The 26304-nt window shown below is 56.3% G+C and carries 27 protein-coding genes, 1 pseudogene and 1 other annotated feature; of the genes and pseudogenes, 19 read left to right on the top strand and 9 right to left on the bottom strand.

Features of this window, described 5'->3' with window-relative positions:
- Positions 1 to 224 precede the first annotated feature (224 nt).
- The 6 genes from dgoR to SK58_RS01895 all read left to right on the top strand — a co-directional run bounded on the left by dgoR (position 225) and on the right by SK58_RS01895 (position 6271).
- The gene (gene dgoR, locus SK58_RS01920) at positions 225 to 914 is read left to right on the top strand and encodes a D-galactonate utilization transcriptional regulator DgoR (RefSeq protein ID WP_003861109.1); all 690 of its coding nucleotides are present in this window, start codon (positions 225 to 227) and stop codon (positions 912 to 914) included.
- Complete coding sequence (locus tag SK58_RS01915) at positions 911 to 1789, top strand: 2-dehydro-3-deoxygalactonokinase (RefSeq protein WP_003861107.1); 879 nt, start codon at positions 911 to 913, stop codon at positions 1787 to 1789. The genes dgoR and SK58_RS01915 overlap by 4 nt, the downstream gene beginning before the upstream one ends.
- Complete coding sequence (locus SK58_RS01910; RefSeq protein ID WP_047726306.1) at positions 1773 to 2390, top strand: 2-dehydro-3-deoxy-6-phosphogalactonate aldolase; 618 nt, start codon at positions 1773 to 1775, stop codon at positions 2388 to 2390. The genes SK58_RS01915 and SK58_RS01910 overlap by 17 nt, the downstream gene beginning before the upstream one ends.
- Entirely contained in the window at positions 2387 to 3535 is a 1149-nt protein-coding gene (gene dgoD / locus SK58_RS01905) for a galactonate dehydratase (protein WP_003861103.1), read from the top strand. The genes SK58_RS01910 and dgoD overlap by 4 nt, the downstream gene beginning before the upstream one ends.
- A gap of 117 nt (positions 3536 to 3652) precedes the next feature.
- Positions 3653 to 4990, top strand: a complete 1338-nt coding sequence (locus SK58_RS01900) for an MFS transporter (RefSeq protein WP_181011578.1) — start codon at positions 3653 to 3655, stop codon at positions 4988 to 4990.
- Between the two features lie 51 nt (positions 4991 to 5041).
- Positions 5042 to 6271 carry a DUF3748 domain-containing protein gene (locus SK58_RS01895; protein WP_072134586.1) on the top strand — a complete coding sequence of 410 codons (1230 nt, stop codon included), beginning with the start codon at positions 5042 to 5044 and terminating at the stop codon, positions 6269 to 6271.
- Here SK58_RS01895 and SK58_RS01890 read toward each other — a convergent pair.
- Entirely contained in the window at positions 6268 to 6600 is a 333-nt protein-coding gene (locus SK58_RS01890) for a YceK/YidQ family lipoprotein (RefSeq protein ID WP_017383693.1), read from the bottom strand. The genes SK58_RS01895 and SK58_RS01890 overlap by 4 nt on opposite strands.
- A 247-nt stretch (positions 6601 to 6847) precedes the next feature.
- Positions 6848 to 6922, top strand: a sequence feature (ROSE (Repression Of Heat Shock gene Expression) occurs in the 5'-region of heat shock genes and acts as an RNA thermometer to modulate expression.).
- On the opposite strand from SK58_RS01890, the gene ibpA reads away from it, so the two are divergent.
- Both ibpA and ibpB read left to right on the top strand, forming a co-directional pair.
- The gene (ibpA, locus tag SK58_RS01885) at positions 6916 to 7326 is read left to right on the top strand and encodes a small heat shock chaperone IbpA (RefSeq protein ID WP_006177605.1); all 411 of its coding nucleotides are present in this window, start codon (positions 6916 to 6918) and stop codon (positions 7324 to 7326) included. (Overlaps the previous feature by 7 nt.)
- Before the next feature lie 136 nt (positions 7327 to 7462).
- On the top strand, positions 7463 to 7891 hold the full coding sequence (gene ibpB, locus SK58_RS01880; RefSeq protein WP_015570126.1) for a small heat shock chaperone IbpB: 429 nt from the start codon (positions 7463 to 7465) through the stop codon (positions 7889 to 7891).
- On the opposite strand, the gene SK58_RS23035 is transcribed toward ibpB, so the two are convergent.
- On the bottom strand, positions 7863 to 8054 hold the full coding sequence (locus SK58_RS23035) for a hypothetical protein (protein ID WP_126313403.1): 192 nt from the start codon (positions 8052 to 8054) through the stop codon (positions 7863 to 7865). The genes ibpB and SK58_RS23035 overlap by 29 nt on opposite strands.
- A gap of 28 nt (positions 8055 to 8082) precedes the next feature.
- Between SK58_RS23035 and SK58_RS01875 the strand changes: the two genes are divergently transcribed.
- Positions 8083 to 9744, top strand: a complete 1662-nt coding sequence (locus SK58_RS01875; RefSeq protein ID WP_017694020.1) for a putative transporter — start codon at positions 8083 to 8085, stop codon at positions 9742 to 9744.
- On the opposite strand, the gene SK58_RS01870 is transcribed toward SK58_RS01875, so the two are convergent.
- Positions 9712 to 10458: a GntR family transcriptional regulator gene (locus SK58_RS01870; protein ID WP_017383690.1), complete on the bottom strand. Its 747-nt coding sequence runs from the start codon at positions 10456 to 10458 to the stop codon at positions 9712 to 9714. The genes SK58_RS01875 and SK58_RS01870 overlap by 33 nt on opposite strands.
- A gap of 222 nt (positions 10459 to 10680) precedes the next feature.
- Between SK58_RS01870 and SK58_RS01865 the strand changes: the two genes are divergently transcribed.
- The 4 genes from SK58_RS01865 (at position 10681) to SK58_RS01850 (ending at position 14399) form a co-directional block, all read left to right on the top strand.
- Positions 10681 to 12303, top strand: a complete 1623-nt coding sequence (locus SK58_RS01865) for an alpha-glucoside-specific PTS transporter subunit IIBC (RefSeq protein WP_015570124.1) — start codon at positions 10681 to 10683, stop codon at positions 12301 to 12303.
- On the top strand, positions 12300 to 13622 hold the full coding sequence (locus SK58_RS01860; protein WP_015570123.1) for a 6-phospho-alpha-glucosidase: 1323 nt from the start codon (positions 12300 to 12302) through the stop codon (positions 13620 to 13622). The genes SK58_RS01865 and SK58_RS01860 overlap by 4 nt, the downstream gene beginning before the upstream one ends.
- A gap of 92 nt (positions 13623 to 13714) precedes the next feature.
- Positions 13715 to 14062 carry a YidH family protein gene (locus tag SK58_RS01855; protein ID WP_003861080.1) on the top strand — a complete coding sequence of 116 codons (348 nt, stop codon included), beginning with the start codon at positions 13715 to 13717 and terminating at the stop codon, positions 14060 to 14062.
- Positions 14052 to 14399, top strand: a complete 348-nt coding sequence (locus tag SK58_RS01850) for a DUF202 domain-containing protein (RefSeq protein ID WP_015570122.1) — start codon at positions 14052 to 14054, stop codon at positions 14397 to 14399. Before SK58_RS01855 ends, SK58_RS01850 begins: the two co-directional genes overlap by 11 nt.
- An 82-nt stretch (positions 14400 to 14481) precedes the next feature.
- Here SK58_RS01850 and dsdA read toward each other — a convergent pair whose 3' ends face one another.
- A complete protein-coding gene (gene dsdA, locus SK58_RS01845; RefSeq protein ID WP_048219293.1) occupies positions 14482 to 15768 on the bottom strand; it encodes a D-serine ammonia-lyase in 1287 nt (428 codons plus the stop codon).
- A gap of 17 nt (positions 15769 to 15785) precedes the next feature.
- Complete coding sequence (gene dsdX / locus SK58_RS01840) at positions 15786 to 17123, bottom strand: D-serine transporter DsdX (protein ID WP_048219291.1); 1338 nt, start codon at positions 17121 to 17123, stop codon at positions 15786 to 15788.
- Positions 17124 to 17327: 204 nt separating this feature from the next.
- Between dsdX and dsdC the strand changes: the two genes are divergently transcribed.
- Positions 17328 to 18254, top strand: coding sequence for a DNA-binding transcriptional regulator DsdC (gene dsdC, locus SK58_RS01835; RefSeq protein WP_023302824.1), 927 nt, complete (start codon positions 17328 to 17330; stop codon positions 18252 to 18254).
- An 84-nt stretch (positions 18255 to 18338) separates the two neighbouring features.
- Positions 18339 to 19424, top strand: a pseudogene (locus tag SK58_RS22030) (cellulase family glycosylhydrolase); the annotation flags it as partial.
- Here SK58_RS22030 and emrD read toward each other — a convergent pair.
- The 4 genes from emrD to tisB form a co-directional block, all read right to left on the bottom strand.
- Positions 19330 to 20514, bottom strand: a complete 1185-nt coding sequence (emrD, locus tag SK58_RS01830) for a multidrug efflux MFS transporter EmrD (RefSeq protein WP_047737387.1) — start codon at positions 20512 to 20514, stop codon at positions 19330 to 19332. The pseudogene SK58_RS22030 and the gene emrD overlap by 95 nt on opposite strands.
- Before the next feature lie 175 nt (positions 20515 to 20689).
- On the bottom strand, positions 20690 to 21523 hold the full coding sequence (locus SK58_RS01825) for a DMT family transporter (RefSeq protein WP_015570117.1): 834 nt from the start codon (positions 21521 to 21523) through the stop codon (positions 20690 to 20692).
- A 62-nt stretch (positions 21524 to 21585) separates the two neighbouring features.
- The gene (locus tag SK58_RS01820) at positions 21586 to 22032 is read right to left on the bottom strand and encodes a GNAT family N-acetyltransferase (RefSeq protein WP_003861064.1); all 447 of its coding nucleotides are present in this window, start codon (positions 22030 to 22032) and stop codon (positions 21586 to 21588) included.
- A gap of 64 nt (positions 22033 to 22096) precedes the next feature.
- A complete protein-coding gene (gene tisB / locus SK58_RS22025; RefSeq protein WP_017383683.1) occupies positions 22097 to 22186 on the bottom strand; it encodes a type I toxin-antitoxin system toxin TisB in 90 nt (29 codons plus the stop codon).
- A gap of 726 nt (positions 22187 to 22912) precedes the next feature.
- Here tisB and SK58_RS01810 point away from each other — a divergent pair.
- The 4 genes from SK58_RS01810 to ilvB all read left to right on the top strand — a co-directional run bounded on the left by SK58_RS01810 (position 22913) and on the right by ilvB (position 26302).
- Positions 22913 to 23626 (top strand): hypothetical protein, encoded by a 714-nt coding sequence (locus tag SK58_RS01810; protein WP_033487021.1) that lies wholly within the window; start codon positions 22913 to 22915, stop codon positions 23624 to 23626.
- A gap of 195 nt (positions 23627 to 23821) precedes the next feature.
- Positions 23822 to 24301, top strand: a complete 480-nt coding sequence (locus SK58_RS01800; protein ID WP_047734912.1) for an Hcp family type VI secretion system effector — start codon at positions 23822 to 23824, stop codon at positions 24299 to 24301.
- Positions 24302 to 24408: 107 nt separating this feature from the next.
- On the top strand, positions 24409 to 24507 hold the full coding sequence (gene ivbL / locus SK58_RS22795) for an ilvB operon leader peptide IvbL (RefSeq protein ID WP_057979964.1): 99 nt from the start codon (positions 24409 to 24411) through the stop codon (positions 24505 to 24507).
- A gap of 106 nt (positions 24508 to 24613) precedes the next feature.
- A complete protein-coding gene (gene ilvB / locus SK58_RS01795) occupies positions 24614 to 26302 on the top strand; it encodes an acetolactate synthase large subunit (RefSeq protein WP_048219288.1) in 1689 nt (562 codons plus the stop codon).
- Positions 26303 to 26304: the final 2 nt, after the last annotated feature.

Raw genomic sequence — 26304 nt, 5'->3', positions numbered from 1 at the left:
AGTGCTTTGAAAGATTAGCCCCGGTTATTAACCGGGGCTTTTTTTGGCCCTGAATTTATCAAATTGTTCTTTTTGTGATCTGGATTGTAGTACAACATTAATTGATTGTACTACATTGTCACCACGGCAAAGACGAAAGGCCTCACGTTTGTACTGCAAAAGTGAGGCGAAATTCAGCGGTCGCGGTAAAGTAGTGATGGACTTACAGAGCACAAGGACTCTCCATGACACTCAATAAAACCGATCGCATTGTCATCACGCTGGGCACTCAGATTGTGGGTGGCAAATACGTTCCCGGTTCGCCGCTGCCAGCAGAGGCGGAACTGTGCGAGGAGTTTGAAACCTCGCGCAACATCATTCGGGAAGTGTTCCGCTCGCTGATGGCGAAGCGGCTGATTGAAATGAAGCGCTATCGCGGCGCGTTTGTGGCGCCGCGTAACCAGTGGAACTACCTCGATACCGATGTTCTGCAATGGGTGCTGGAAAACGACTACGACCCACGGCTCATCGGCGCGATGAGCGAAGTCCGAAATCTGGTGGAACCGGCCATCGCCCGCTGGGCGGCAGAGCGCGCAACGTCAGGTGACCTGGCACAGATTGAGTCGGCTTTAAACGACATGATCGCCAATAACCAGAATCGGGAGGCGTTCAACGAAGCGGACATTCGTTACCACGAAGCGGTATTGCAGTCGGTGCATAACCCGGTTTTACAGCAGCTTAGCGTGGCGATCAGCTCGCTACAGCGAGCAGTATTTGAACGTACCTGGATGGGCGATGAGGCCAACATGCCGAAAACGCTTCAGGAACATAAAGCGCTGTTCGATGCGATACGGCATCAGGACGGCGATGCGGCAGAGCAGGCGGCGCTGACCATGATCGCCAGCTCGACACGAAGGTTGAAGGAAATCACATGACATCACGCTACATCGCAATTGACTGGGGATCGACCAATCTGCGCGCCTGGCTCTACCAGGGTGAGCAGTGCCTGGAAAGCAGGCAATCAGAAGCAGGTGTGACGCGCCTGAACGGTAAATCCCCCGCAGCGGTGTTAGCAGAAGTGACACAAAACTGGCGCGACGGTACTACGCCAGTGGTGATGGCCGGAATGGTCGGCAGTAACGTGGGCTGGAAGGTCGCGCCTTACCTGTCGGTTCCGGTGCATTTCACCGCCGTTGGCGAGCAGTTAACGTCCGTTGGCGACAATGTCTGGATTATTCCCGGTTTATGTGTCTCTCGCGACGATAACCATAACGTGATGCGCGGCGAAGAGACGCAGCTGCTCGGAGCGCGCACCCTTTCTCCTTCTTCTGTCTACGTCATGCCCGGGACGCACTGCAAATGGGTCCAGGCGGATGCTGAGCAAATTCATGATTTCCGCACCGTGATGACCGGCGAACTGCACCACTTGCTGCTTAAGCATTCGCTGGTGGGGGCCGGTTTGCCGGAGCAGACCCCTTCGCCGGAAGCTTTTGCCGCCGGGCTTGAGCGCGGGATCGCATCCCCTGCCGTTTTGCCGCAACTTTTTGAGGTTCGCGCCTCGCACGTGCTGGGAAATCTTCCGCGCGAACAGGTCAGCGAATTTCTGTCCGGCCTGCTGATTGGCGCAGAAGTCGCCACTCTGAGCGACGCGTTCGCCGGGCAGCAGGCCATCACGCTCGTCGCGGGTTCATCGCTGACGTCTCGTTACCGCCAGGCGTTCCACGCTATCGGACGGGATGTTGCTGCGGTGGAAGGCGACACGGCATTTCAGGCAGGCATAAGGAGCATCGCTCATGCAGTGGCAAACTGAACTTCCCCTGATCGCGATTTTGCGCGGTATCACGCCCGGTGAGGCCTTAGCGCACGTTGGCGCGGTGATCGACGCCGGGTTCGACGCGGTGGAAATCCCGCTCAACTCCCCGGAGTGGGAAAAAAGCATTCCGGCAATTGTGAAGGCGTTTGGTGATAAGGCGCTGATTGGCGCAGGCACCGTGCTGCAACCGGAGCAGGTGGATGAACTGGCGAAAATGGGCTGCAAGCTTATCGTCACACCGAATATCAACCCCGAGGTGATCCGCCGGGCGGTGGATTACGGCATGACCGTCTGCCCGGGTTGCGCCACGGCCACAGAAGCCTTTGCCGCCCTCGATGCGGGCGCACAGTCTCTCAAAATTTTCCCGTCGTCGGCCTTTGGTCCGGATTACATCAAAGCGCTGAAAGCGGTCTTACCCGTCAGCGTGCCGGTCTTTGCCGTGGGCGGCGTCACGCCGGAAAACCTGGGCCAGTGGATGAGCGCGGGCTGTGTGGGCGCGGGGTTGGGCAGCGATCTCTATCGTGCAGGTCAGCCCGTTGAGCGTACCTCACAGCAGGCGGCAGCATTTGTGAAAGCGTATCGAGAGGCAGTGCAATGAAAATAACCAAACTCACCACGTACCGTTTACCCCCGCGTTGGATGTTCCTGAAAATCGAAACCGACGAAGGCGTGGTTGGCTGGGGCGAGCCGGTGATTGAAGGCCGTGCGCGAACCGTTGAAGCCGCGGTTCACGAGCTGGGCGAATACCTGATTGGCCAGGATCCGGCGCGCATCAACGACCTGTGGCAGGTCATGTACCGGGCGGGCTTCTACCGCGGGGGGCCGATTCTGATGAGCGCCATCGCCGGTATTGATCAGGCGCTGTGGGATATCAAAGGCAAAGTGCTCAATGCCCCGGTCTGGCAATTAATGGGCGGCCTGGTGCGCGACAAAATCAAAGCCTACAGCTGGGTGGGCGGTGACCGCCCTGCGGAAGTGATCGACGGTATCCGGCAACTGCGCAACATCGGTTTTGACACCTTCAAACTCAACGGCTGCGAAGAGATGGGCGTTATCGACAACTCGCGCGCGGTAGACCGGGCGGTGAATACCGTGGCGCAAATCCGTGAAGCCTTCGGCAACGAGATTGAGTTTGGTCTGGATTTCCACGGCCGCGTCAGCGCGCCAATGGCCAAAGTGCTGATTAAAGAGCTGGAGCCGTATCGCCCGCTGTTTATCGAAGAGCCGGTGCTGGCCGAGCAGGCGGAATACTATCCGAAACTGGCTGAACAGACGCACATTCCCATCGCGGCGGGGGAACGCATGTTCTCGCGCTTCGAGTTTAAACGCGTGCTGGAAGCGGGCGGCATTGCGATCCTGCAACCGGACCTCTCCCACGCGGGCGGCATCACCGAATGCTACAAAATTGCCGGAATGGCAGAAGCCTACGATGTGGCGCTGGCGCCGCACTGTCCGCTTGGGCCGATTGCGCTGGCGGCCTGCCTGCACGTCGACTTCGTCTCCCGCAATGCGGTGTTCCAGGAACAAAGCATGGGCATTCACTATAACAAGGGCGCGGAGCTGCTCGACTTTGTGAAAAACAAAGAAGACTTCAGCATGGAAGGTGGTTTCTTTAAACCGTTAACGAAGCCGGGCCTTGGCGTGGAGATCGACGAAGCCAAAGTCATTGAGCTGAGTAAAAGTGCGCCGGACTGGCGTAACCCACTGTGGCGTCATGAAGACGGTTCCGTAGCCGAGTGGTAAATCGCCGGATGGCGCTACGCTTATCCGGCCTACTCTCTCGTAGGCCCGGTAAGCGAAGCGCCACCGGGCAAAAAAAACGTACATAGAAAAAATATAACCCTCTGTAAATTACAGGGCATGGTGAGCGGCTTCGCTATGCCCAAAATCTGGAGACAGATTGCGATGGATATTCCAGTTACTGCTGCAAAAACCGGGCGTCGTCGTTACCTGACGCTGATCATGATCTTTATTACCGTGGTCATCTGTTATGTCGACCGCGCCAACCTTGCCGTGGCATCGGCTCATATTCAGGAAGAGTTTGGCATCACCAAAGCGGAAATGGGCTACGTCTTCTCGGCGTTTGCCTGGCTGTATACGCTCTGTCAGATCCCTGGTGGCTGGTTCCTTGACCGCGTGGGTTCACGTCTGACCTACTTTATCGCTATTTTCGGCTGGTCCGTGGCGACCCTGTTCCAGGGCTTCGCGACCGGGCTGATGTCGCTGATTGGCCTGCGCGCCATCACCGGGGTGTTTGAAGCGCCGGCGTTTCCGACCAACAACCGCATGGTGACCAGCTGGTTCCCTGAACACGAACGCGCTTCCGCTGTTGGTTTTTACACCTCCGGGCAGTTTGTTGGTCTGGCGTTTCTGACGCCGCTGTTAATCTGGATCCAGGAGCTGCTGAGCTGGCACTGGGTGTTTATCGTCACCGGCGGGATCGGCATTATCTGGTCGCTCATCTGGTTTAAGGTTTATCAGCCGCCGCGCCTGACCAAAAGCATCACCAAAGCCGAACTGGACTACATCCGCGACGGCGGTGGCCTGGTGGACGGCGATGCGCCGGTGAAAAAAGAGGCGCGCCAGCCGCTGACCAGAGCGGACTGGAAGCTGGTCTTCCACCGTAAGCTGGTGGGCGTGTATCTGGGACAGTTCGCGGTGACCTCCACGCTGTGGTTCTTCCTCACCTGGTTCCCGAACTATCTGACCCAGGAAAAAGGTATTACCGCGCTGAAGGCAGGCTTTATGACCACCGTACCCTTCCTTGCGGCGTTTTTCGGCGTCCTGCTCTCGGGCTGGCTGGCGGATAAGCTGGTGAAAAAAGGCTTCTCGCTGGGCGTTGCGCGTAAAACGCCGATTATCTGCGGACTGCTGATCTCTACCTGCATCATGGGAGCGAACTACACCAACGATCCGGTGTGGATCATGACCATGATGGCGGTAGCGTTCTTCGGAAATGGTTTTGCCTCCATCACCTGGTCGCTGGTGTCGTCCCTGGCGCCGATGCGTCTGATCGGCCTGACTGGTGGTGTGTTTAACTTCGTTGGCGGCCTGGGCGGGATCACCGTACCGCTGGTCATCGGTTACCTGGCGCAGGACTACGGCTTTGGTCCGGCTCTGGTGTATATCTCTGCCGTGGCGCTGATCGGGGCGCTCTCCTACATCCTGCTGGTCGGCGACGTTAAACGAGTAGGCTAATCCCTTCGGATGTTTTACCCTGATGCGATAACCGCGCATCAGGGTATTTTCATGAAACAAATCACCTTCGCTTCCCGCAACCACCAGCTCACCAACATCAACACCTGGACGCCAGACAGCCAGTGGCTTGTCTATGATGTCCGCCCGTCCGGCGCGTCGTTTACCGGTGAAACCATTGAGCGGGTCAATGTTAGTACGGGCGAGGTTGAGGCGATCTACCGTGCGACTGACGGCGCGCATGTCGGCGTGGTAACCGTTCATCCGGCGCAGGAAAAATATGTTTTTATCCACGGCCCGAAAAACCCGGATGCAGACTGGCAGTATGATTTTCACCATCGTCAGGGGGTGATTGCGCACAATGGTCAGGTGAGCAATCTTGATGCGATGGATATCACCGCGCCTTACACCGCAGGCGCGCTGCGTGGTGGCAGCCACGTCCACGTTTTTAGCCCGAACGGGCAGTTCGTCAGCTTTACCTACAACGACCATGTGCTGCACGCGCGCGATCCGCAGCTGGATTTGCGTAACGTCGGGGTGGCGGCGCCTTTTGGCCCAGTAAACCCACAGGGGAACCATCCGCGGGAATATGCCGGCACCTTCTGGAGCGTACTGGTAAGCCGTACAACGCCGAACCCGAAACCGGGCAGCGATGAGGTAAACCGCGCCTATGAAGAGGGCTGGGTGGGCAACGACAGGCTGGCGTTTATCGGCGATACGGTGTCTGCGAAAGGCGAGAAAGTGCCCGAACTGTTTATTGTCGATCTCCCCAAAGACGAGCAGGGCTGGAAACGGGCGGGCGATGCGCCGTTGCAGGGAACGCCTGATACAATGCCCGCGCCGCCTGCGGGCGTAACGCAACGTCGCTTAACCTTCACCCATCAGAAGGCGTATCCGGGGCTGGTGAACGTACCGCGCCACTGGGTGCGCAGCAATCCGCAGGGGACGCAGATTGCGTTTTTAATGCGGGACGATAACGGCGTTGTGCAGCTGTGGCTTATCTCCCCTGAGGGCGGCGAGCCGCGTCAGCTGACCCACACTGAGCGTGATATTCAGTCGGCCTTTAACTGGCATCCTTCCGGCAACGGGCTGGGATTTGTGCTTGCAGGCCGTATTGCCTGCTGCGATGCGCAGACCGGAGAGGTGACGTTTTTGACGTCCGATCACGGCAATCCGCCGTCTGCTGACGCTGTGGTGTTTTCCCCGGACGGACGATTTATTGCATGGATGGAAGAGAAGGACGGTTTCCGCCAGCTGTGGCTAACGGAAACCGCACAGAATTAGCGTGGAGGCATCTCTGCGGGCGGGATGACGGAATTGGTCGCCAGCTTTTCCTGCTCGCTTTTCTCAACGCGCGAACGCACTGAGCTGTCGGTGCGGAACATATCCCACGGCAGCAGAAGCGTATCGGCAACCGCCGTAAACGGCATATCAAGAATCGCCAGAGATTTGGTACCCCAGTTTGTCTCATCATCAGAGATCATTGCGGCACTGGCGCGCGTCCCCGGATATGTTCCTTCTTTACCGCCGGTGTGCGACATCACGCTCGAACACCCGCAAAGTAAAACAACCCCGCTGAACGACGCCAGCTTAATCAGAACATTTCTCATCATCACTCAGTCATCTTTAGTAGCACGGCATTGACCTGCAACTCAGGGTTATAGCGAGGCGCGTCCAAAATGGATAGCTCAAAACTCCCGCACTGTGGTCGTCATCGCAATTTAACCCTTTGTGCTGTGCCCCTGAGTCTATGCGACAACCAGCAAAGTGCAAAAAAATCTCACATCAACAGTCTTGAAAAGGCCGTATCCAGACCCATTTTAAGAATGTAACCCGATAACGGACACGCCTGATGGGTGTTCGGGGAAGCAGAAGCCTGTCCATGGTGGAAGGCTACATTTTCTCGCTGATTTCAGGAGCATTTATCCATGCGTAATTTCGATCTCTCTCCGCTATACCGTTCTGCCATTGGTTTCGATCGTCTGTTCAACCACTTAGAAAACAACCAGAGCCAGAGCAACGGCTATCCTCCTTACAACGTTGAACTGGTTGACGAAAACCACTATCGCATTGCGATTGCTGTTGCCGGTTTCGCAGAGAGCGAACTGGAGATCACCGCGCAGGACAATCTGCTGGTGGTGAAAGGCTCCCATACGGCCGAGCAGAAAGAACGAACCTACCTCTACCAGGGCATCGCAGAGCGCAACTTTGAGCGCAAGTTCCAGCTGGCTGAGAACATCCACGTCAAGGGCGCGAACCTGGTGAACGGCCTGCTGTTTATCGAACTGGAACGTGTGATTCCGGAAGAGAAAAAACCGCGTCGTATCGAAATCAACTAATTACGCGGGTCGCGTGAGCGGCCCACCCGAACTTGCTTGCCGTAACGGGAGCATATGCGAATCCGCAAGGGTTTGCAGGTACAACTGTGCACAAAATTAAACTGTGCCGAACTCGCTTCTCAGAAGGAGATTTAGTATGCGTAACTACGATTTATCCCCCCTGCTGCGTCAGTGGATCGGTTTTGACAAACTGGCTAACGCGCTGCAAAGCGCAACCGAACAGCAGACCTTTCCGCCGTACAACATCGAAAAAAGCGATGATAACCACTACCGCATCACGCTTGCGCTGGCCGGGTTCCGCCAGGAAGATCTCGACATCCAGCTTGAGGGTACGCGCCTGACCGTGAAAGGGTCACCGGAAAAACCAGACACCGAGACCAAATGGCTGCATCAGGGGCTTGTCACTCAGCCGTTTAGCCTGAGCTTTACCCTGGCAGACCATATGGAAGTTTCTGGCGCGACGTTCACTAACGGGCTGCTGAACATTGACCTCACCCGTAACGTGCCGGAAGCCATTGCGCCTCAGCGCATCGCCATTAGCGAACGCCCGGCGTTGAACAGCTAAACCACGTTTTTGCCGGGTGGCAAACCTGCCGATCCTGTAGGTCGGGTAAGGCGCAGCCGCCACCCGACTCGCTCACAGATGCCATGAAGCCCTGCCCCGGCAGGGCTTTTTTGTGCGCCATCGCCCATACAACCGCCGTCAGCTCTGAGAGAATCCTTAGCATAACTATGGTTATACACAGGATGTGGATCATGAGTGATATCGCGTTAACCGTTAGCGTGTTGGCCCTTGTCGCGGTAGTGGGGCTATGGCTGGGGAATATCAAAATCCGCGGCGTCGGATTTGGCATCGGTGGGGTGCTGTTCGGCGGGATTTTTGTCGGCCATTTTGCCGACCAGCTTGGGTGGGTGCTCAGCGCCGATATGCTGCATTTCATCCAGGAGTTCGGCCTGATCCTCTTTGTGTATACCATCGGTATTCAGGTGGGGCCGGGCTTCTTCGCTTCCCTGCGCGTCTCCGGTTTACGCCTTAATCTCTTTGCCTTCGGCATCGTCGTGATGGGTGGGCTGGTTACCGCCATTCTGCATAAACTCTTCGCGATTCCGCTGCCCGTTGTGCTGGGCATCTTCTCCGGCGCCGTCACGAATACGCCCGCGCTCGGGGCGGGCCAGCAAATTCTGCGCGATCTGGGTATCCCTGCTGATGTCGTCGATCAGATGGGGATGAGCTACGCCATGGCCTATCCGTTTGGCATTTGCGGTATTTTGCTCTCGATGTGGCTGGTGCGCGTGCTGTTCCGCGTTAACGTCGAGCAGGAGGCAAAAGAGCATGAAAGCACGCTGACCAACGGCCATGCGCTCATTAAAACCATCAACATTCGCGTCGAAAACCCCAACCTGAACAATATGGCGATACAGGATGTTCCCATTCTGAACAGCGCGACCATTATCTGTTCCCGCCTGAAACGTGATGAAACGCTGATGGTGCCTTCACCGGATACCCTCATTCAGCACGGCGATCTCCTGCATCTGGTAGGGCAACCGGCGGATTTAAACAATGCCCGGCTGGTGATCGGTCAGGAGGTGGATACCTCACTCTCAACCCGTGGAACGGACATGCGCGTGGAGCGCGTGGTAGTGACCAATGAGAAGGTTTTGGGCAAGAAAATACGCGATTTGCAGGTTAAAGAGCGTTATGACGTGGTGATCTCCCGGCTTAACCGCGCCGGTGTCGAGCTGGTGGCCAGCCAGGATGCCAGCCTGCAATTCGGTGATATTCTCAACCTCGTCGGGCGTCCCTCATCCATTGATGCCGTAGCGGACATGGTAGGCAACGCCCAGCAAAAACTCCAGCAGGTGCAGATGCTGCCGGTCTTTATCGGCGTCGGGCTTGGCGTCATGCTTGGCTCCATCCCCCTGTACGTGCCCGGCTTCCCGGTAGCACTGAAGCTGGGTCTGGCAGGCGGGCCGCTCATTATGGCGCTGATCCTCGGGCGTATCGGCTCCATCGGTAAGCTCTACTGGTTTATGCCGCCGAGTGCTAACCTGGCGCTGCGGGAGTTAGGCATCGTGCTGTTTCTGGCGGTGGTGGGGCTGAAATCCGGCGGCGATTTTGTCGATACTCTGGTCAACGGCGAAGGGATGAGCTGGGTAGGATACGGCATATTTATTACCGCTATCCCACTGATAACGGTCGGATTACTGGCACGTATCTTCGCTAAAATGAACTATCTCACGCTGTGCGGCATGCTGGCCGGTTCCATGACCGATCCGCCCGCGCTGGCGTTCGCCAACAACCTGCACGCCACCAGCGGCGCGGCGGCGTTGTCCTACGCCACGGTTTATCCGCTGGTGATGTTTCTGCGCATCATCACCCCGCAGCTACTGGCGGTGCTGTTCTGGGGGATGGGCTAACAAGTCTTCCGGGTGGATGCGCCGCAGATGGTAGTCCACCTGGTAATCGCTGGTGTTCCGGAACATCACGGAATAATTGAGGAACTCGCCGCTGTCGCTGTAGGAAAGGGAGGTGATGCGCAGCAGCGGCGTCTGTTCCGGCACATTCATATAACCGGCCAGCTGTTTATCTGCCAGCACCGGCGTCAGGCTCTCGTAGTTGCCGCTGATGGTGATCCCGCATTCCTTCTCGATGTAATCAAACTTAGATCCTTCGAGATGCGCCAGGGAAAGATTGCGGAACAGCTTCACCGGCATAAAGCTGTCCTCCAGCATCAGCGGTTTTCCGTCCACGTAACGCACCCGCCTTGAAAAATAGATCCGCTCATCAACCTGAATCCGCAGCTGGCTGGCGATGGCGGGCGGCGCGGGCATCACTTCAAACTGCAACACCTTGCTCTGCACTTCTTTCCCCTGCTGGCGCAGCACCTCCACCAGCCCGGTCAGGTTAGTCGTTTCATGATGAACGTCTTTGCGCGCCACGAACGTCCCGCTGCCGTGTCGACGTTCAACCAGCCCCCAGCTTACCAGCAGATCCAGCGCCTTGCGGATGGTCATCCGGGCTACGCCAAACTCCTTTGCCAGCGCTTTTTCTCCGGGTAACGGACTGCCAATGTTGTAGTCCGAGGAATTCAGCCGCAGCCGCAGCCGATCGGCAATTGATTTGTAGATCACCAGTAGACCTCTCTGCGCACATCATGGCGTGGATTACGTCTTAACTTGTCTATTTTTATTTTAAAAAGTAGACCTGATTGGTCAAATTAAAACCATGAATGCGATCACGAATCGCAGCGGCATACCATGTTGCTGCATCAGTAAGTTCTTATGCTCACCTCAGGCCAGTAAAAAACCATAAAGGCCTCTATCCCCTACAGGTTGTTTCATGAGGATTTAAAAATGCTCAGTCAAATACAACGTTTTGGCGGCGCCATGTTCACCCCGGTTTTGCTGTTTCCCTTTGCCGGGATCGTGGTTGGGATCGCCATCATGCTTCGCAATCCGCTGTTTGTCGGTGAGGCCTTAACCGCGCCGGATAATCTGTTCGCGCAAATTGTTCACATCATCGAAGAGGGCGGCTGGGCGGTGTTCCGAAATATGCCGCTGATTTTTGCTGTCGGCTTACCGATTGGCCTGGCAAAGCAGGCGCAGGGCCGCGCCTGTCTGGCGGTGCTGATTAGCTTCCTGACCTGGAACTACTTTATCAACGCGATGGGGATGACCTGGGGTCACTTCTTTGGCGTCGACTTCTCTGCTGAACCCACTGCCGGCAGCGGGCTGGCGATGATTGCCGGAATCAAAACGCTTGATACCAGCATCATCGGGGCGATTATCATTTCCGGGCTCGTCACCGCCATCCACAACCGATTTTTCGACAAGCCGTTGCCGGTCTTTCTGGGGATTTTCCAGGGCACCTCGTTTGTCGTTATCCTCGCGTTCTTCGTCATGATCCCTTGCGCCTGGCTGACGCTGCTGGGATGGCCGAAAGTGCAGATGGGCATTGAGTCGTTGCAGGCCTTTCTACGTACCGCTGGCGCGCTGGGCGTATGGGTTTATACCTTCCTGGAACGCATTCTGATCCCAACCGGATTACACCACTTTGTCTACGGCCCGTTTATCTTCGGCCCGGCTGCGGTAGAAGGCGGCATTCAGGTCTACTGGGCACAGCACCTTCAGGAATTCAGCCAGAGCACTGTGCCGCTGAAAACGCTGTTCCCGGAGGGCGGATTCGCGCTGCACGGCAACTCTAAGGTGTTTGGCTCAGTCGGTATTGCGCTGGCTATCTGGTATACCGCGTCGCCGGAGAACCGCGTCAAAGTGGCAGGTCTGCTGATCCCGGCCACGCTTACCGCCGTGCTGGTGGGCATTACCGAACCGCTGGAGTTCACCTTCCTGTTTATCTCGCCGTTGCTGTTTGCCATCCACGCCGTGCTGGCCGCAACGATGGCGACGGTGATGTATACCTTCGGGGTGGTGGGGAACATGGGGGGCGGTCTGCTGGACCAGTTCCTGCCGCAAAACTGGATCCCGATGTTCCATAACCACGCCTCGACGGTATTCACCCAGATTGGCATCGGCCTCTGCTTCACCGCTCTCTATTTCGTGGTTTTCAGGACGCTTATCGAACGTCTGAATCTCAAAACGCCGGGCCGGGAAGAGAGCGAAATCAAACTCTACAACAAAGCCGACTATAAGGCCGCGCGCGGGCAAACCACCGCCCCGGCGGCAGCCAGCCAGCAGGTCGGGCAGGCTGCTGGGTTCTTACAGGCGCTCGGCGGTGCAGCAAACATCGAAAGTATCAATAACTGCGCCACCCGCTTGCGTATCGCCCTGGTGGATATGACGAAAACCCAAAGCGACGACGTCTTCAAAGCCCTGGGCGCACACGGTGTGGTGCGGCGCGGCAACGGCATACAGGTGATTGTCGGTCTGCACGTTCCTCAGGTGCGCGACCAGCTGGAATCGCTGATGAAAACCCCTTTAACAAACGAACAAACCACTCTGACAGAGGCTATATCATGAAAAAATTCTCAGTTGTTATTGCAGGCGGCGGCAGTACATTCACGCCTGGTATCGTCCTGATGCTGTTAGCCAACCGTGACCGTTTCCCGCTGCGTGCGCTGAAGTTCTATGACAATGACGGAGCACGTCAGGAGATCATCGCCGAGGCGTGCAAAATCATCCTTAAGGAGCAGGCGCCGGAGATTGAATTTAGTTACACCACCGATCCTGAAGCGGCCTTTACCGATGTGGATTTCGTGATGGCGCATATTCGCGTGGGCAAATACCCCATGCGTGAAAAAGATGAAAAAATCCCGCTGCGCCACGGCGTGCTGGGCCAGGAAACGTGCGGGCCGGGCGGCATCTCCTACGGCATGCGCTCCATCGGCGGCGTGCTGGAGCTGGTGGATTACATGGAGCAGTACTCCCCGAACGCGTGGATGCTGAACTACTCCAACCCGGCGGCGATTGTTGCGGAAGCCACGCGCCGCCTGCGTCCGAACGCGAAAATTCTCAACATCTGCGACATGCCGATCGGCATTGAAGGACGTATGGCGCAAATCGTCGGCCTGAAAGATCGCAAAGAGATGCGCGTGCGTTACTACGGTCTGAACCACTTCGGCTGGTGGACGTCGATTGAAGATCTGAACGGCAACGATCTGATGCCGAAACTGCGCGAATACGTGGCGAAAAACGGTTATGTTCCGCCTTCGGAAGATGCGCATACTGAAGCGAGCTGGAATGATACTTTCGCCAAGGCTAAAGACGTACAGGCGCTGGATCCGGACACCATGCCGAACACCTACCTGAAGTATTACCTGTTCCCGGACTATGTGGTCGCCCATTCCAACCCGGAGCGTACCCGCGCCAATGAAGTGATGGATCACCGTGAGAAGCATGTATTCAGTTCATGCCGGGCGATTATCGAAGCCGGTCATTCTTCTGCCGGTGAACTGGAAATCGACGAACATGCGTCGTACATCGTCGATCTGGCGACCGCGATCGCCTTTAATACCCAGGAACGCATGCTGCTGATTGTGCCTAACAATGGGGCTATCCATAATTTTGACGCCGACGCGATGGTAGAAATTCCGTGTCTGGTCGGCCACAACGGACCGGAGCCGCTGACCGTGGGTGATATTCCGCACTTCCAGAAAGGGCTCATGAGCCAGCAGGTGGCAGTGGAAAAACTGGTGGTGGACGCCTGGGAGCAGCGCTCGTATCAGAAACTCTGGCAGGCGATTACCCTGTCGAAAACCGTACCGAGCGCGTCGGTGGCGAAGGCGATTCTGGACGATCTGATTGAAGCCAACAAAGAGTACTGGCCGGAACTGCATTAATTTTCCTGACCGGCATCGCCAGATGCCGGTCTCCTTGTCCTGGCTGAATTACGCTATGCTGAAGCCTGCATGCAGCACGACAAGGAACCTTCATGAACATTTCCCGCCTCGGTGAAGCACCGGACTACCGCTTCTCACTGGCTAACGAACGCACGTTCTTAGCGTGGATCCGCACCGCCCTGGGCTTTCTGGCCGCAGGTGTCGGTCTTGATCAGCTCGCCCCCGATTTTGCCACCCCGTTGATTCGCGAAGTGCTGGCCCTGCTGCTGTGCCTGATTGCCGGTGTGCTGGCGATTTATGGCTATCTGCGCTGGCTTAGAAATGAAAAGGCGATGCGTCTGAAGCAGGATCTCCCCTACACGCGCGGCTTGCTCATCATTAGTACGATTTTGCTGATGGTTGCGGGCGTAGTGATGTTACTGGTGTTGTATGCCGGATAGCCGCAAAGCACGGCGGGAAGCGGACTCCGGGCTTCAGCCGGAGCGAACCTCGCTGGCCTGGCTGCGCACGCTGCTGGGGTATGGCGCGCTGATCGCTCTTGCCATTAAGCACAACTGGCACCGCACGGGGGCGCCATTCTGGATCTCAATTGTTGTGCTGGCGCTGGTAGCCGTCATTTTATGGCGCTACACCCGCAGCCGTAACCTGATGGACGTGGCGCAGAACGACTTTGCGCAGCCGAAAGCGGTGCGGGATAAGTTCCTGATTGCGTTGGCTGTGCTATCTCTGTCTTTACTCTTTGCAGTTACTCACATTCAGCAAATTATGAGCTTATAAGCCCGGTGGCGGCTGCGCCTTACCGGGCCTACAACTGCCGCGAACTGTAGGCCGGGTAAGGCGTAGCCGCCACCCGGCATAATTACTTCCCTTTAGCTAAATACTTCGCCATCTCATCCTCCGGCACCATGCCGCCGCCGGTCGCCCAGACCAGGTGCGTGGGGTTGGCATCCGCCTGCACGCGCAGCGGCCCGGCCATCCCCGCCAGCGCCGACGGCTCCAGGCGAATCCCTTCCTCCTGAGCCAGCCAGCCGAGCATGTCGTACATGCTCTGGTCGGAAAGGGTGTAGAACCCGTCAAGCAGGCGTTCCATCGCGCGGCCCACGAAGCCGGAGGCACGCCCTACCGCCAGCCCGTCCGCCGCCGTCACGTTATCAATGCCCAGATCCTGCACGGCAATCTCATCGTGCAGGCCGGTGTAAACGCCCAGCAGCATGCACGGGGAGTGCGTTGGCTCCGCGAAGAAGCAGTGGACGTTATCGCCAAAGGCCAGCTTCAGGCCAAATGCCACGCCGCCGGGGCCACCGCCGACGCCGCACGGCAGGTAGACGTACAGGGGATGATCGGCATCCACCACGCGGCCCTGCTCGGCAAACTGCGCCTTCAGGCGCTCGCCCGCCACCGCATAGCCCAGGAACAGCGTACGGGAGTTTTCATCGTCAATGAAGAAGCAGTTCGGATCGCTTTCCGCCGCTTTGCGTCCCTGCTCCACCGCCACGCCGTAATCCTGCTCATATTCCACGACGATCACGCCGTGGCTGCGCAGTTTGGCTTTCTTCCACTCGCGGGCGTCGGCGGACATATGCACCGTCACCTTAAAGCCAATGCGGGCGCTCATAATGCCGATGGACATCCCGAGGTTGCCGGTTGAGCCCACCGCGATGCTGTACTGGCTGAAGAAATCCTTAAAGCGCGGCTCCAGCAGGATGCTGTAGTCGTCTTCGACGCTCAGCAGTCCGGCGTCCAGCGCCAGTTTCTCCGCGTGGGTCAGCACCTCATAGATGCCGCCGCGCGCTTTGATCGAGCCGGAGATCGGCAGATGGCTGTCTTTTTTTAGCAGCAGCGTGCCTGGAATGGCCTTACCGGACTCTTTCTCCAGCCGCGCCTGCATCGCCGGGATCGCGACCAGGTCGGATTCGATAATCCCGCCCGTTGCCGCCGTTTCCGGGAACGCTTTCTCCAGATACGGCGCGAAGCGTTTCAGGCGCGCGTGCGCGTCGTCCACGTCGGCTTTGGTCAGCCCGACATACGGCAATCCTTCCGCCAGCGTCGTGGTGCGCGGGTTAAGCCAGGTGGTTTCTTTCAGGGCAATCAGATCCTCAACCAGAGGAAACTGTGCGGTTAAAGTAGTGATAGTTGCGTTTTCCATAATACGTCTCTTCGCGCTCAGATAATGAAAGAAAGCAGGAATGTGCCGCCAAGTGCAAGCACCGAGGCGATAAACGTCGCCGTCGTATAGTATTTGAAGGTCTGGTTCAGGGTCGCGCCGCAGTATTGCTTCACCAGCCAGAAGAGAGAATCGGTCACGATCGTGCAGCCAATAGCGCCGGACCCGATGGCAATGGTGATGATCTCCGGGCTTACGTTCGGGTAGAGCGGCAGGATCGGCGCCACTATCGCCGTGGCACCCATCATCGCTACCGTTGCCGAACCCACGGCGGCGTGCAGCACCAGTGCCACCAGCCAGGCGAGAAGGATAGGGTGCATATGCAGGTTCGAGAGAATATGCGCCAGCGTCTCCGCCAGACCGCTGGTTTTAAGGATGGCGTTGAACGCGCCGCCCGCACCGATAATCAGCAAAATGTTGGCGATAGAGCCAAAGCCGTGCTCCGTATGGGTCAGCATTGCGCCCATGCCCATGTGCTGGCGGATCCCCAGCAGGTAGTAGGCAAAAAACACGGCGATAAACATCGCGGTGATAGGGTTGCCGATAAACTCCAGCAGGGTATACAGCGAGCCTTCTTTTGCCATGTTCAGCTCGGCAATGGTTTTCACCAGCATCAGGGCAATCGGCAGCAGCACCGTGAACAGCGTGGCGCCCAGCGACGGCAGCGTGTGTTCTTCCCGCACCTTCAGGTCTGAAAATTCCGCCGGAACCGGCTTATAGGGCAGACGATCGCCGAGCAGCTTCAGGAACAGCGGGCCGCCAACCAGAGACGCCATCAGGCCCACCATCAGACCGTAGACAATCACCGTCCCGACGTCCGCCCCTAATTTATTGGTGACAAACAGCGCGGCCGGATGCGGAGGCACCACGCAGTGCACTGCCATTAGTGCGGTACAGAGCGGAATGGCCAGCTTGAGCAGCGACGCGTTGGTCTTTTTGGCGATGGAAAACGCCAGCGGGATCAGCAGTACCACGCCCACTTCCACAAACAGCGTAATGCCGCAGATCAGGCCGACCAGGACCATAATCACGTCCGCCGACAACCAGCGGCAGCGCTGCAACGTAATCCCGATGCGCTCTGCCGCGCCGGAGACTTCCATCATTTTGCCGAGAATAGTGCCAAGACCGATAACCGCCGCCAGGAAGCCCAGCGTACCGCCAATCCCGCTCTCAATGGCGTTCACCATATCCAGCGGGCTCATCCCCATCATCGCGCCGACGAAAAAGCTTGCCAGCAGCAGCGCGAGGAACGGGTGAAACTTCAGTTTTACGATGGTTAAAACAATCAATACGATGCTGACAAGCAGCGTTGCCACAACCCAGACCTGAGATCCCATATCTCACCTCACCCTTATGCCATCTGGGGGTATTGGACGAAAAAACGGCGTGGGCTGACAAACGATATAAATTGGCGTTCAGATGAGCCAGATTGGATCAACTGAGTGACTGGACTCTAAAAAGCGCACTTAACTCGTATTAGGTTCACATAAATTCATTCTTGAGCGGTATGCTGAACGCAGAAATTACGTGTGGGAATTGTGATGACCGATGCGAATGAAGGCAGAAACCGGCTGTTAAACGGCTGGCAACTGTCGAAAATGTACACCTTTGAAGTGGCCGCCCGGCATGAGTCCTTCGCGCTGGCGGCGGCGGAACTGTCGCTCAGCCCCAGCGCGGTGAGCCACCGCATAAACCTGCTGGAAGAGGAGCTGGGCATTCAGCTGTTTGTCCGCTCACACCGTAAAGTGGAGCTGACGCAGGAAGGCAAGCGCGTTTACTGGACGCTGAAATCGTCCCTCGACACCCTGAATCAGGAGATCCTGGATATTAAAAACCAGGCGCTGTCAGGTACGCTAACGGTGTACTCCCGGCCGTCGATCGCCCAGTGCTGGCTGGTGCCGATGCTGGGGGATTTTACCCGCCGCTACCCGTCGATTTCACTTACTATTCTGACTGGTAATGATTACGTCAACATGCAGCGAACCGGCATCGATCTGGCGCTCTATTTCGACGATACGCCGCCAAACCACCTTTCTCATCACTTTTTGATGGATGAAGAGATTTTGCCCGTCTGCTCGCCGGCGTATGCCCGGGAGCATGAACTGCTGAAAAACCCCCATAACCTCAGCCACTGCACGTTACTGCACGACCGTCAGGCCTGGAGCAATGATTCCGGTACGGATGAGTGGCTGAGCTGGGCGCAGCATTACGCGGCGAATATGCCGTTATCATCGGGTATTGGCTTCGATCGCTCTGATTTAGCCATTATCGCGGCCATGAATAATGTGGGGGTGGCGATGGGGAGAAAGCGGCTGGTGCAAAAACGTCTCGAACGAGGGGAGTTGATCGCACCCTTTGATGGGAAAACTCTCAAGTGCCATCAGCATTATTACGTCTCAACGCTTCCCGGCCGTCAGTGGCCGAAAATTGACGCCTTTATCGGCTGGCTAAGAGAACTGGCGGGTTGAAGAATTATTACGCTTTCGCTCTACACCAAATGTGAAAAAGCGTGCTAAATACAGGTAATGCTTTTGATTTATCCAGGGTAAACCGTGTTAAAGCCTTTTATTGCCACTGCGATCTTACTCTCTTCCGGCTGGGCGATTGCCGCTGAGCCGCCGCTGACGGCTGCCCGTTACGCGCAGATGCTGGGCGTCGGAATGGATGTCGACTGGGCACGCACCGAGCGCGGTATCCGCGAGTTCGACCCGCTGGTGGTCCGTGATTTTCAGGCGAAAGGCATACACCATGTCCGTATTCGGGTGGCGGGCGAACCGACGGAAGCGCGGCTGATTCACCTGCGTAAGCTGGTGGAGGCCTGCGAGCAATACGGCGTCATCCCCATCATCGCTTATCAGGCCGATGAATATAAAAACGACCCGAAAGCGGATACCGAAAAAGAGGTGATTAACTGGTGGATTGCCGTGGCGCACTATTTTGGTCAGCGCTCGCCGTTGCTGGGCTTTGACCTGATCTACGAACCGGCGGACAAGCTCAACCACAACGTTGCTTCGCTCAACCGGGTGTATGAGAAAGCGATCAAAGACATTCACGCCATTGATGCCAGCCGCATGATTTTTATCGCCCCTCGTCTGCGCGCCGCGCCGGAGGATTTATCCAGCCTGAAGCTGCCCGCGCACAGCCAGAATTACCTGCTGGCGGAGTGGCATATTTTCCCCTGGGGTCCGCTGAAAACGAACGGCAAATACCCGTGGACGTCCGGAACCGCGGCTGAGAAAGCGGCTATACGTAACCGAATCAACGCCGCGCTGCACTGGCAGCAAAAAACCGGGCACGTGAGCTGGGTTGGCGGCTGGGGCGTGGGCGAATCGAAAAGCCTGACGCCAACCGCCTCGCAGATGGCGTTTGCCACGTTTATGGCGTGCGAGCTGCAACAGGCCAACATCCCGTATGCGATAAACGCCGATGTTCAGTTTTATGACGGGGAAGAGGGGGCGTGGCGGCCTGCCCCAGAGCGGCTATTGCAGGCGATGATTGCGCCCGTCTGTGAAAAGCCCGGCGAGAAGCCGGGCCATCATGCGGTTAAACCGGCTGTTCGTGATGCGAGACACGCGACGCCAGCGGCAGCCAGCACAGCAAAATCAGCAGCCCCATCAGGGTCATCAGCAAGCCTAAACTCGCCTGCCCGGTCTGCGGCATCATAGCCGAAAGCCAGGCCAGCGCGCCGGAACCGATGTTCTGCAAACCGCCCACCAGCGCGCCTGCTGTGCCTGCGAGGAACGGGAACGGCTCCATCGCGCCGCTGGTGGCGAGGGGAAACAGCATGCCCGCGCCGAAGAAGAACAGCGCCGCCGGGATGAGCAACGTCCAGACCGACATCACGTCAAACAGCCCCGGGATCCACATCATCAGCCCGGCCAGCAGACAGCTGATCACCGACTGCCACATCAGCGTGGAGAAACGCTTGTTCGGACGTCCGGCGAACCATGCGCCGAAGAACGCCGCCGGGATCGGCAGTATAAACAGAATACTCACCACCATACTGCTCAGGCCAAGGCCTGCGCCCAGCAGCACGCCGGAACAGGCTTCAAACACCGCAATGCCCGCCAGGCCGCCGATTAGCATCAACAGATAACAGGTAAAGGACCCATTACCGAACAGCGTTTTGTAGCTGGCGATGAGCTTCGTGCGCGGCGCGTCTTTTGGGCGGGTTTCCGGCATCCAGCGCGCCATGCTGAAGGTGACAATAATGCACAGCACCAGCAGGAAGGCGTAACAGGCGCGCCAGGACCAGACGGTGTCCAGCAGACCCCCAATCAGCGGGGCCAGCAGCGGGCTGACCAGAATACCCATATTTAACAGACTGTTGGCGTGACGAAGCTGTGTGCCCTGGTACATATCACGCGGCAGGGTACGCGCCATAACCCCGCCGACGCCGGTGCCCACGCCCTGGAGGGCGCTGGCGGCAATCAGGACGGTCAGGCTGTGAGTGGTAATGGCAATCACCGTCGCTACCATGAAAATGCTCATGCCCACCAGAATAACCGGACGACGCCCGACGCGATCGGACAGGGGACCATAAACCAGCTGTGAAACGCCATAGGTCAGCAGATAGGCTGCCATCACGCTCTGGACTGCACCTTCGCGGACGCTCAGATCTCTTGCCATATCGGCAATCGCCGGAATGTAGATGGTTTGTGCCATCTGCCCGACGGCCACCAGTAACACCAGCATCAACAATAAGTTCACGTTCCGTTGCTTTTTCATGTCGCTGAATACTTTTGCCAAAAGAGATAAATAAAGAATAAGTGACTACGCATTCCCATAAATGCGCGAGGAATCTACCACAGAGAGATGACAATTTAAGCATTACTGTGATGAATGACAGAAGGCGTGAAGGCAGGATTTGTAAACAAGATCGGCAACTAATGTTGCCAGCGAATTACGCCAGGCGCAGCAGGACCGCACCGGCAGCAATACCCAGTGCCGCCGCGATGCGCAGGCCGGCAACCTTCTCTTTTAAAAGCACAAATGCGATTAATGCGCCGAAGAGGATAGAGGTTTCACGCAGTGCCGCGACCACAGCCAGCGGTGCCTGGGTCATCGCCCAGAGTGCCAGACCGTAAGATCCCATCGTCCCGACACCGCCGAGCAGCCCTTTTTTCCAGTGCAGGCGCAGGTAGCTGGACGCTTCGCGACGCCGCGCCACCATTGCCCAGCTCAGCAGGCAGAAACCGTTCATGAAGAAGGTCCAGAGCGTATAGCCCAGCGCAGTGTCCGAGAGTCGCACACCGGTGCCGTCCACCAGGGTATACCCGGCGATAAAACAGGCGTTCAGCAGCGCCAGCCAGATCCCCTTGCGTGACTGCATGCGGCCGTTCATCGCCATGGCCAGAATCGACAGACAAATGACCCCAATGCCGGACCAGGCAAGCCAGGAGAGATGATCCCCGAGCACCAATACGCTGATCAGCGCCACCAGCAGAGGGGCCGTCCCGCGCATAAGGGGGTAGGTCTGGCTCATGTCGGAGACCTGATAGGTCTTCGCTACCAGCACGGTGTACACCACCTGTAACGCACAGGAGACGAACAAATATGGCCAGCTTGCGGCAGTTGGCTGAGGAGAGAAGGGCAGTAAAATCAGGGCAATAAGCGCGGCTGAACCGCTGACTCCGATCGCCGAGTAGAGTTTATCCGTTCCGGCTTTAACGATGGCGTTCCAGCTGGCATGCAGCAGTGCGGCGAACAGTAAAATGCAGAAAACGGTGATGGTCATGGCGTATCGGTTGGTGAAATGTCATCCAACTGTAACATTCACCCGTCGATGCTGCCAGCCGCTTACACTGCGCAAAAAAGGCGGTGCGTCACCCGGGGTTCGTCTGACACCAGCCTGAAGCCCGCCCGATGGTAAAATCCGTACGCGGTTTCCGGCGCATGGGTATTAAGAAAATCAAACCAGATGCTGGCATCCGCCATCACCACGGTCAAAAGCTGTTTGCCTATACCCTGCCCACGGCACTTCTCGCTGACGTAGAGATGACGAATACGTCCGGCGCGCGGCTGCTGGCTGAACGGATCGCGATTAAGGCCGCACACGCCCACCAGCCTGCCGTTAAGAAACGCCCCCAGCAGTTTTTCACCCGGCGCGTTAAAGCGGTTTTCACCCCGCTGCCAGTTCTCTTCCAGCCTGCGCAGCATATTGAAATTCAACGCGATACTCTCCGCCTTCAGGGCGATATACCCGGGTTCATCGGGCGTGACGGGCTCAATTAACAGACGCGACATAGCATTCCCTCGTTATTAAAGAGGGGCGGTTGCCCGCCCCTCTCAGGTGCGACTTGAACCTGAATCACCGAACGTATTTCAGGACAGCATCAAGCAGTTGCAATACAGCAACAATGAGTTTGAGGACAAGTATGACCATATCCACGACGCTCATACGCGTCTCCTTTTGGTTAAAAGGAGCACGATGCTGGCGTACCTTTCCGCCGCCTGTGGCCAGCACCTGGATTGACGTAACACAGTGTGCTCACTTCAGGGGTTAAGGCACTGACGGCACCACCCGTTTCAGCCAGGACTTCGTTGCGCCGGTAAACTGCGGCCCCCTCGCTCACTGCGAACACCCTCAGTATAGATAAATACTGTATGTATGAACAGTATTTTATGGACAAAATTTGGAAGGCGATCCATACTTAAAAACGTCAAAATCCGTGCCGGAATTGCGCGTTCGTCTTCGATCGCGTATACTTTTCGCGTTGACGTAACACAGTGTGTTCTGCGGCAACCAACCGCAAAACCCTGATAAAAACCTCGCTTAGGCGGGGTTTTTTGTTTTCAGGGCAGCCCAGAAAAGGTGCTTGTTGACTTATTGGCAATGGGTGCGGCTGGCATGCAGTATGATTCAATGATTAATTTAATAAGTTCTAATAAGCAGTGGTTCTGGTTCTAGGCCACTTATACAAGTTTACGTCTCTCAATACATAAACTCATTCCAGACATCAATACTCTTCTGAAAGTGAAAAAATGGTATCGACTATAATTGCAGTAAATAATAATGAACTAATTTATATTTTCCTTAAATATTTGCGGGGTTAACCCTCCTTAATTTGAATTATTCGATTTTTCATTGTACTATCTATAACCACGCGCATAGTATGGATACATTATGCAGGCATCTGATTATTTAAAGATGAAGTTCCAAAGCGACAGGCAGTTGGCTATTTATGGACAGCAGGGCGTAGCAGGGACATGGAAAGCATTACAGGGGATCGGCTCTGATATTTACTCAGGAATTGAGCGTGTAAGTTGGTACTCATCATGCTTAATCCCCAGCTATCACGATGTGTGTGACGAGCTTCTCTCAGAAGAAAAGAGAATGTACCTCTCAATTCTCTCGCTTTACCGTTATCGCGATGTAATAGCTCACATGCTATATCTTTATTTTGAAAGTGTTATTTCCGATTCTGAAAATGGAAATGAAAACAATCGCGTTCGTAAGATGGATTCAAAAGTAACCGGGCTTGTTAATAACATACCGACCAGCAAGGCCGCGCGTTTAGCGATAGCATGGGGTCTGGCCAAATCCCTTTCCGAATCTGGCCTGCTGTCTGAAATCGTCGTCGAACGGCTTGCACGCCGCGTACCTAACGTAGTCATGGCGCTTCAATTGATTGGAACGGAACAGAAGTGCGCTCTTGCTGCTCGTCGCCTGAAAACATTGGACCCTAAGTATTACGCCACCCTCTATGCCGCACAACTGGAGATGCTTTACTACTTTTTTGAGCCTTTCCTGTCTGAACTCATTAAGAAGGTGCAGTTGGGATTCTATAAGGATTTCGATGCAATTTATAAAGACTTAAAGGGCAAGGAGCATGTTTAAAAGTCTGTTATCAATTCTATTAACGGATATATTATTCCCTGTTTATATTTTTGCGTGCGCCTCTTTGTTCCTGTGGTTGGTACCTGACCACTGGGTCTTACTAACATTCATTGCTATCGTTGTGTTTATTATTGTTCACCCGATGATTTTTGGCCACTTTGATAAATACGATTAAATGTTATTAAAAGGATTTTTATGTCAAACCCAGCTTATTTGTTTTTAACAGATGAAAATGGTTCTCCCATGGTTGGCCCTTGCCTTGTGTCAGGGCGTGAAGGTGCAATTGAACTTAAAACGTTCACTCATAATGTCAACGTCCCGGTCGACGGGAATACCGGGAAATTGACGGGTACGCGTATACACATGCCCATCATGTTTCAAAAAGAATTTGATCGTGTAACCCCGCTTCTCTTTCGCGCATTGAGTACGGGAAGAATGCTCAAGTCAGCCACTATTAAGATGTATCAGATTAATGAGGCGGGTTTTGAACAGGAGTATTTTAATATCTTCCTGGAGAATGTGAAAATAACCTCAATCACACCAGACCTGTATCCCGGCGCAAACACCGGAACCCACCTTGAAACGGTTCTCATACGCTACGAGAAAATCACCTGGAAGCATTGCGACGGCAATGTCATCTATAGTGACACCTGGAATGAGCGAGCAACGTACTGAAACGTGATCCCTGACGCATTTTTGCGCAGATGAAAATATTTCCATTGTCACATCCGAAAACCTGTGTTTGTATAAATTCAATCAATGATTCCAAACACAGGTCCCCAATGACTTCATCCATCTTCACTTCGACCCTACTAAAAACTGCGCAACCTGCCGCAGTGGTCGTCGTGCGTGTGGTGGTGGTCGTCGGCAATGCGCCGTAGGGACTGGATCAACACACGAATCCAAAACCCCGCCGGCGCAAACCGGGCGGGGTTTTTCGTTTAGGACCCTCCCCGGAAGGCTGGCTCAGAAGAAAAGGACTGGAGCATGGCAAGTTCGGGCACAACATCCACCAAGACGCGTTTTACAGGCGCGCAGCTGATTGTTCATTTACTGGAACGACAGGGCATCACCACCGTTGCGGGCATCCCGGGTGGGACCGTACTGCCGCTGTATGATGCGTTAAGCCAAAGCACACAGATCCGCCACGTGCTGGCGCGCCACGAGCAGGGCGCAGGCTTTATCGCCCAGGGCATGGCGCGTACCCAGGGTAAACCGGCGGTCTGTATGGCCTGTAGCGGGCCGGGCGCCACTAACCTGGTGACCGCCATCGCCGACGCGCGTCTCGACTCCATTCCGCTGATCTGCATTACCGGCCAGGTGCCGTCCTCGATGATCGGCACCGATGCGTTCCAGGAAGTCGACACCTACGGCATCTCTATCCCCATCACCAAACATAACTATTTAGTTCGCGATATCAGCGAGCTGCCTCAGGTTATCAGCGATGCGTTCCGCATTGCGCAGTCTGGCCGCCCGGGCCCGGTGTGGATAGACATTCCTAAGGATGTCCAGACCGCAGAAATTGAAATCGACGTTCTGCCGGAGCCGGGTGACCGTGCCCCCGCGCCAGAATTCAGCGCTGAGAGCGTGCGCGATGCGGCGGCGATGATCAACGCCGCCAAACGCCCGGTGCTCTATCTGGGCGGCGGGACGATCAACGCCGCGGATGAAATCCGCCAGTTCGCTGAAAAAGCTAATTTGCCCACCACCATGACCCTGATGGCGCTGGGTATGCTGCCAAAAGCGCACCCGCTCTCTCTCGGCATGCTGGGCATGCACGGCGCGCGCAGCACCAACTACATCCTGCAAGAGGCGGATTTGCTGATAGTTATGGGGGCGCGTTTTGATGACCGGGCGATTGGCAAAACCGAGCAGTTCTGCCCGAACGCCAAAATCATTCACGTGGATATCGACCGCGCCGAGCTGGGTAAAATCAAGCAGCCGCACGTGGCGATCCAGGGCGACGTGGCCGAGGTGCTGGCGCAGCTGATCCCGCAGACGGAGGCAACCGACCGCGCCGACTGGCGCCAGCTGGTGGCCGATCTGCAACGGGAGTTCCCGGGCGCTATCCCAATCGAGGGCGACCCGCTGAGCCACTATGGTCTTATCAACGCCGTCGCCGCCTGCGTGGATGACAGCGCGATTATCACCACCGACGTCGGCCAGCATCAGATGTGGACCGCTCAGGCGTATCCGCTGAACCGTCCGCGCCAGTGGCTGACCTCCGGCGGCCTTGGCACCATGGGCTTCGGCCTGCCAGCAGCGGTTGGCGCGGCGCTCGCCAACCCGGACCGCAAGGTGATCTGCTTCTCCGGTGACGGCAGCCTGATGATGAATATTCAGGAGATGGCGACGGCGGCCGAAAACCAGTTAGACGTTAAAATCATTCTGATGAACAACGAGGCGCTGGGTCTGGTGCACCAGCAGCAGAGCTTGTTCTATAAGCAGGGCGTGTTTGCGGCGACCTATCCGGGGATGATCAACTTTATGCAGATTGCCGCTGGTTTTGGCCTGCACACCTGCGATCTGAACGCCGAAGAAGATGCCCACGCGGCGTTGCAGGATGCGATTTCTCGCCCTGGCCCGGCGCTGATCCACGTGCGTATCGACCCTGAACAAAAAGTGTATCCGATGGTGCCGCCGGGTGCGGCAAATACTGAGATGGTGGGGGAATAAGC

This window comes from Enterobacter sp. BIDMC93 (genome assembly GCF_001037805.1).
In the GTDB taxonomy this organism is placed as follows: Bacteria; Pseudomonadota; Gammaproteobacteria; order Enterobacterales; family Enterobacteriaceae; genus Enterobacter; species Enterobacter hormaechei_C.
Note: the sequence above shows the minus strand (reverse complement) of the source record. Positions and strands in the feature narration are given on the sequence as shown.

Excerpts from the sequence above, each read along its gene's own strand:
- dgoR (WP_003861109.1), top strand. The coding sequence starts at position 225 with ATGACACTCAATAAAACCGATCGCATTGTCATCACGCTGGGCACTCAG.
- SK58_RS01915 (WP_003861107.1), top strand. The coding sequence starts at position 911 with ATGACATCACGCTACATCGCAATTGACTGGGGATCGACCAATCTGCGC.
- SK58_RS01910 (WP_047726306.1), top strand. The coding sequence starts at position 1,773 with ATGCAGTGGCAAACTGAACTTCCCCTGATCGCGATTTTGCGCGGTATC.
- dgoD (WP_003861103.1), top strand. The coding sequence starts at position 2,387 with ATGAAAATAACCAAACTCACCACGTACCGTTTACCCCCGCGTTGGATG.
- SK58_RS01900 (WP_181011578.1), top strand. The coding sequence starts at position 3,653 with ATGGTGAGCGGCTTCGCTATGCCCAAAATCTGGAGACAGATTGCGATG.
- SK58_RS01895 (WP_072134586.1), top strand. The coding sequence starts at position 5,042 with ATGAAACAAATCACCTTCGCTTCCCGCAACCACCAGCTCACCAACATC.
- SK58_RS01890 (WP_017383693.1), bottom strand. The coding sequence starts at position 6,600 with ATGATGAGAAATGTTCTGATTAAGCTGGCGTCGTTCAGCGGGGTTGTT.
- ibpA (WP_006177605.1), top strand. The coding sequence starts at position 6,916 with ATGCGTAATTTCGATCTCTCTCCGCTATACCGTTCTGCCATTGGTTTC.
- ibpB (WP_015570126.1), top strand. The coding sequence starts at position 7,463 with ATGCGTAACTACGATTTATCCCCCCTGCTGCGTCAGTGGATCGGTTTT.
- SK58_RS23035 (WP_126313403.1), bottom strand. The coding sequence starts at position 8,054 with ATGCTAAGGATTCTCTCAGAGCTGACGGCGGTTGTATGGGCGATGGCG.
- SK58_RS01875 (WP_017694020.1), top strand. The coding sequence starts at position 8,083 with ATGAGTGATATCGCGTTAACCGTTAGCGTGTTGGCCCTTGTCGCGGTA.
- SK58_RS01865 (WP_015570124.1), top strand. The coding sequence starts at position 10,681 with ATGCTCAGTCAAATACAACGTTTTGGCGGCGCCATGTTCACCCCGGTT.
- SK58_RS01860 (WP_015570123.1), top strand. The coding sequence starts at position 12,300 with ATGAAAAAATTCTCAGTTGTTATTGCAGGCGGCGGCAGTACATTCACG.
- SK58_RS01855 (WP_003861080.1), top strand. The coding sequence starts at position 13,715 with ATGAACATTTCCCGCCTCGGTGAAGCACCGGACTACCGCTTCTCACTG.
- SK58_RS01850 (WP_015570122.1), top strand. The coding sequence starts at position 14,052 with ATGCCGGATAGCCGCAAAGCACGGCGGGAAGCGGACTCCGGGCTTCAG.
- dsdA (WP_048219293.1), bottom strand. The coding sequence starts at position 15,768 with ATGGAAAACGCAACTATCACTACTTTAACCGCACAGTTTCCTCTGGTT.
- dsdX (WP_048219291.1), bottom strand. The coding sequence starts at position 17,123 with ATGGGATCTCAGGTCTGGGTTGTGGCAACGCTGCTTGTCAGCATCGTA.
- dsdC (WP_023302824.1), top strand. The coding sequence starts at position 17,328 with ATGACCGATGCGAATGAAGGCAGAAACCGGCTGTTAAACGGCTGGCAA.
- emrD (WP_047737387.1), bottom strand. The coding sequence starts at position 20,514 with ATGAAAAAGCAACGGAACGTGAACTTATTGTTGATGCTGGTGTTACTG.
- SK58_RS01825 (WP_015570117.1), bottom strand. The coding sequence starts at position 21,523 with ATGACCATCACCGTTTTCTGCATTTTACTGTTCGCCGCACTGCTGCAT.
- SK58_RS01820 (WP_003861064.1), bottom strand. The coding sequence starts at position 22,032 with ATGTCGCGTCTGTTAATTGAGCCCGTCACGCCCGATGAACCCGGGTAT.
- tisB (WP_017383683.1), bottom strand. The coding sequence starts at position 22,186 with ATGAGCGTCGTGGATATGGTCATACTTGTCCTCAAACTCATTGTTGCT.
- SK58_RS01810 (WP_033487021.1), top strand. The coding sequence starts at position 22,913 with ATGCAGGCATCTGATTATTTAAAGATGAAGTTCCAAAGCGACAGGCAG.
- SK58_RS01800 (WP_047734912.1), top strand. The coding sequence starts at position 23,822 with ATGTCAAACCCAGCTTATTTGTTTTTAACAGATGAAAATGGTTCTCCC.
- ivbL (WP_057979964.1), top strand. The coding sequence starts at position 24,409 with ATGACTTCATCCATCTTCACTTCGACCCTACTAAAAACTGCGCAACCT.
- ilvB (WP_048219288.1), top strand. The coding sequence starts at position 24,614 with ATGGCAAGTTCGGGCACAACATCCACCAAGACGCGTTTTACAGGCGCG.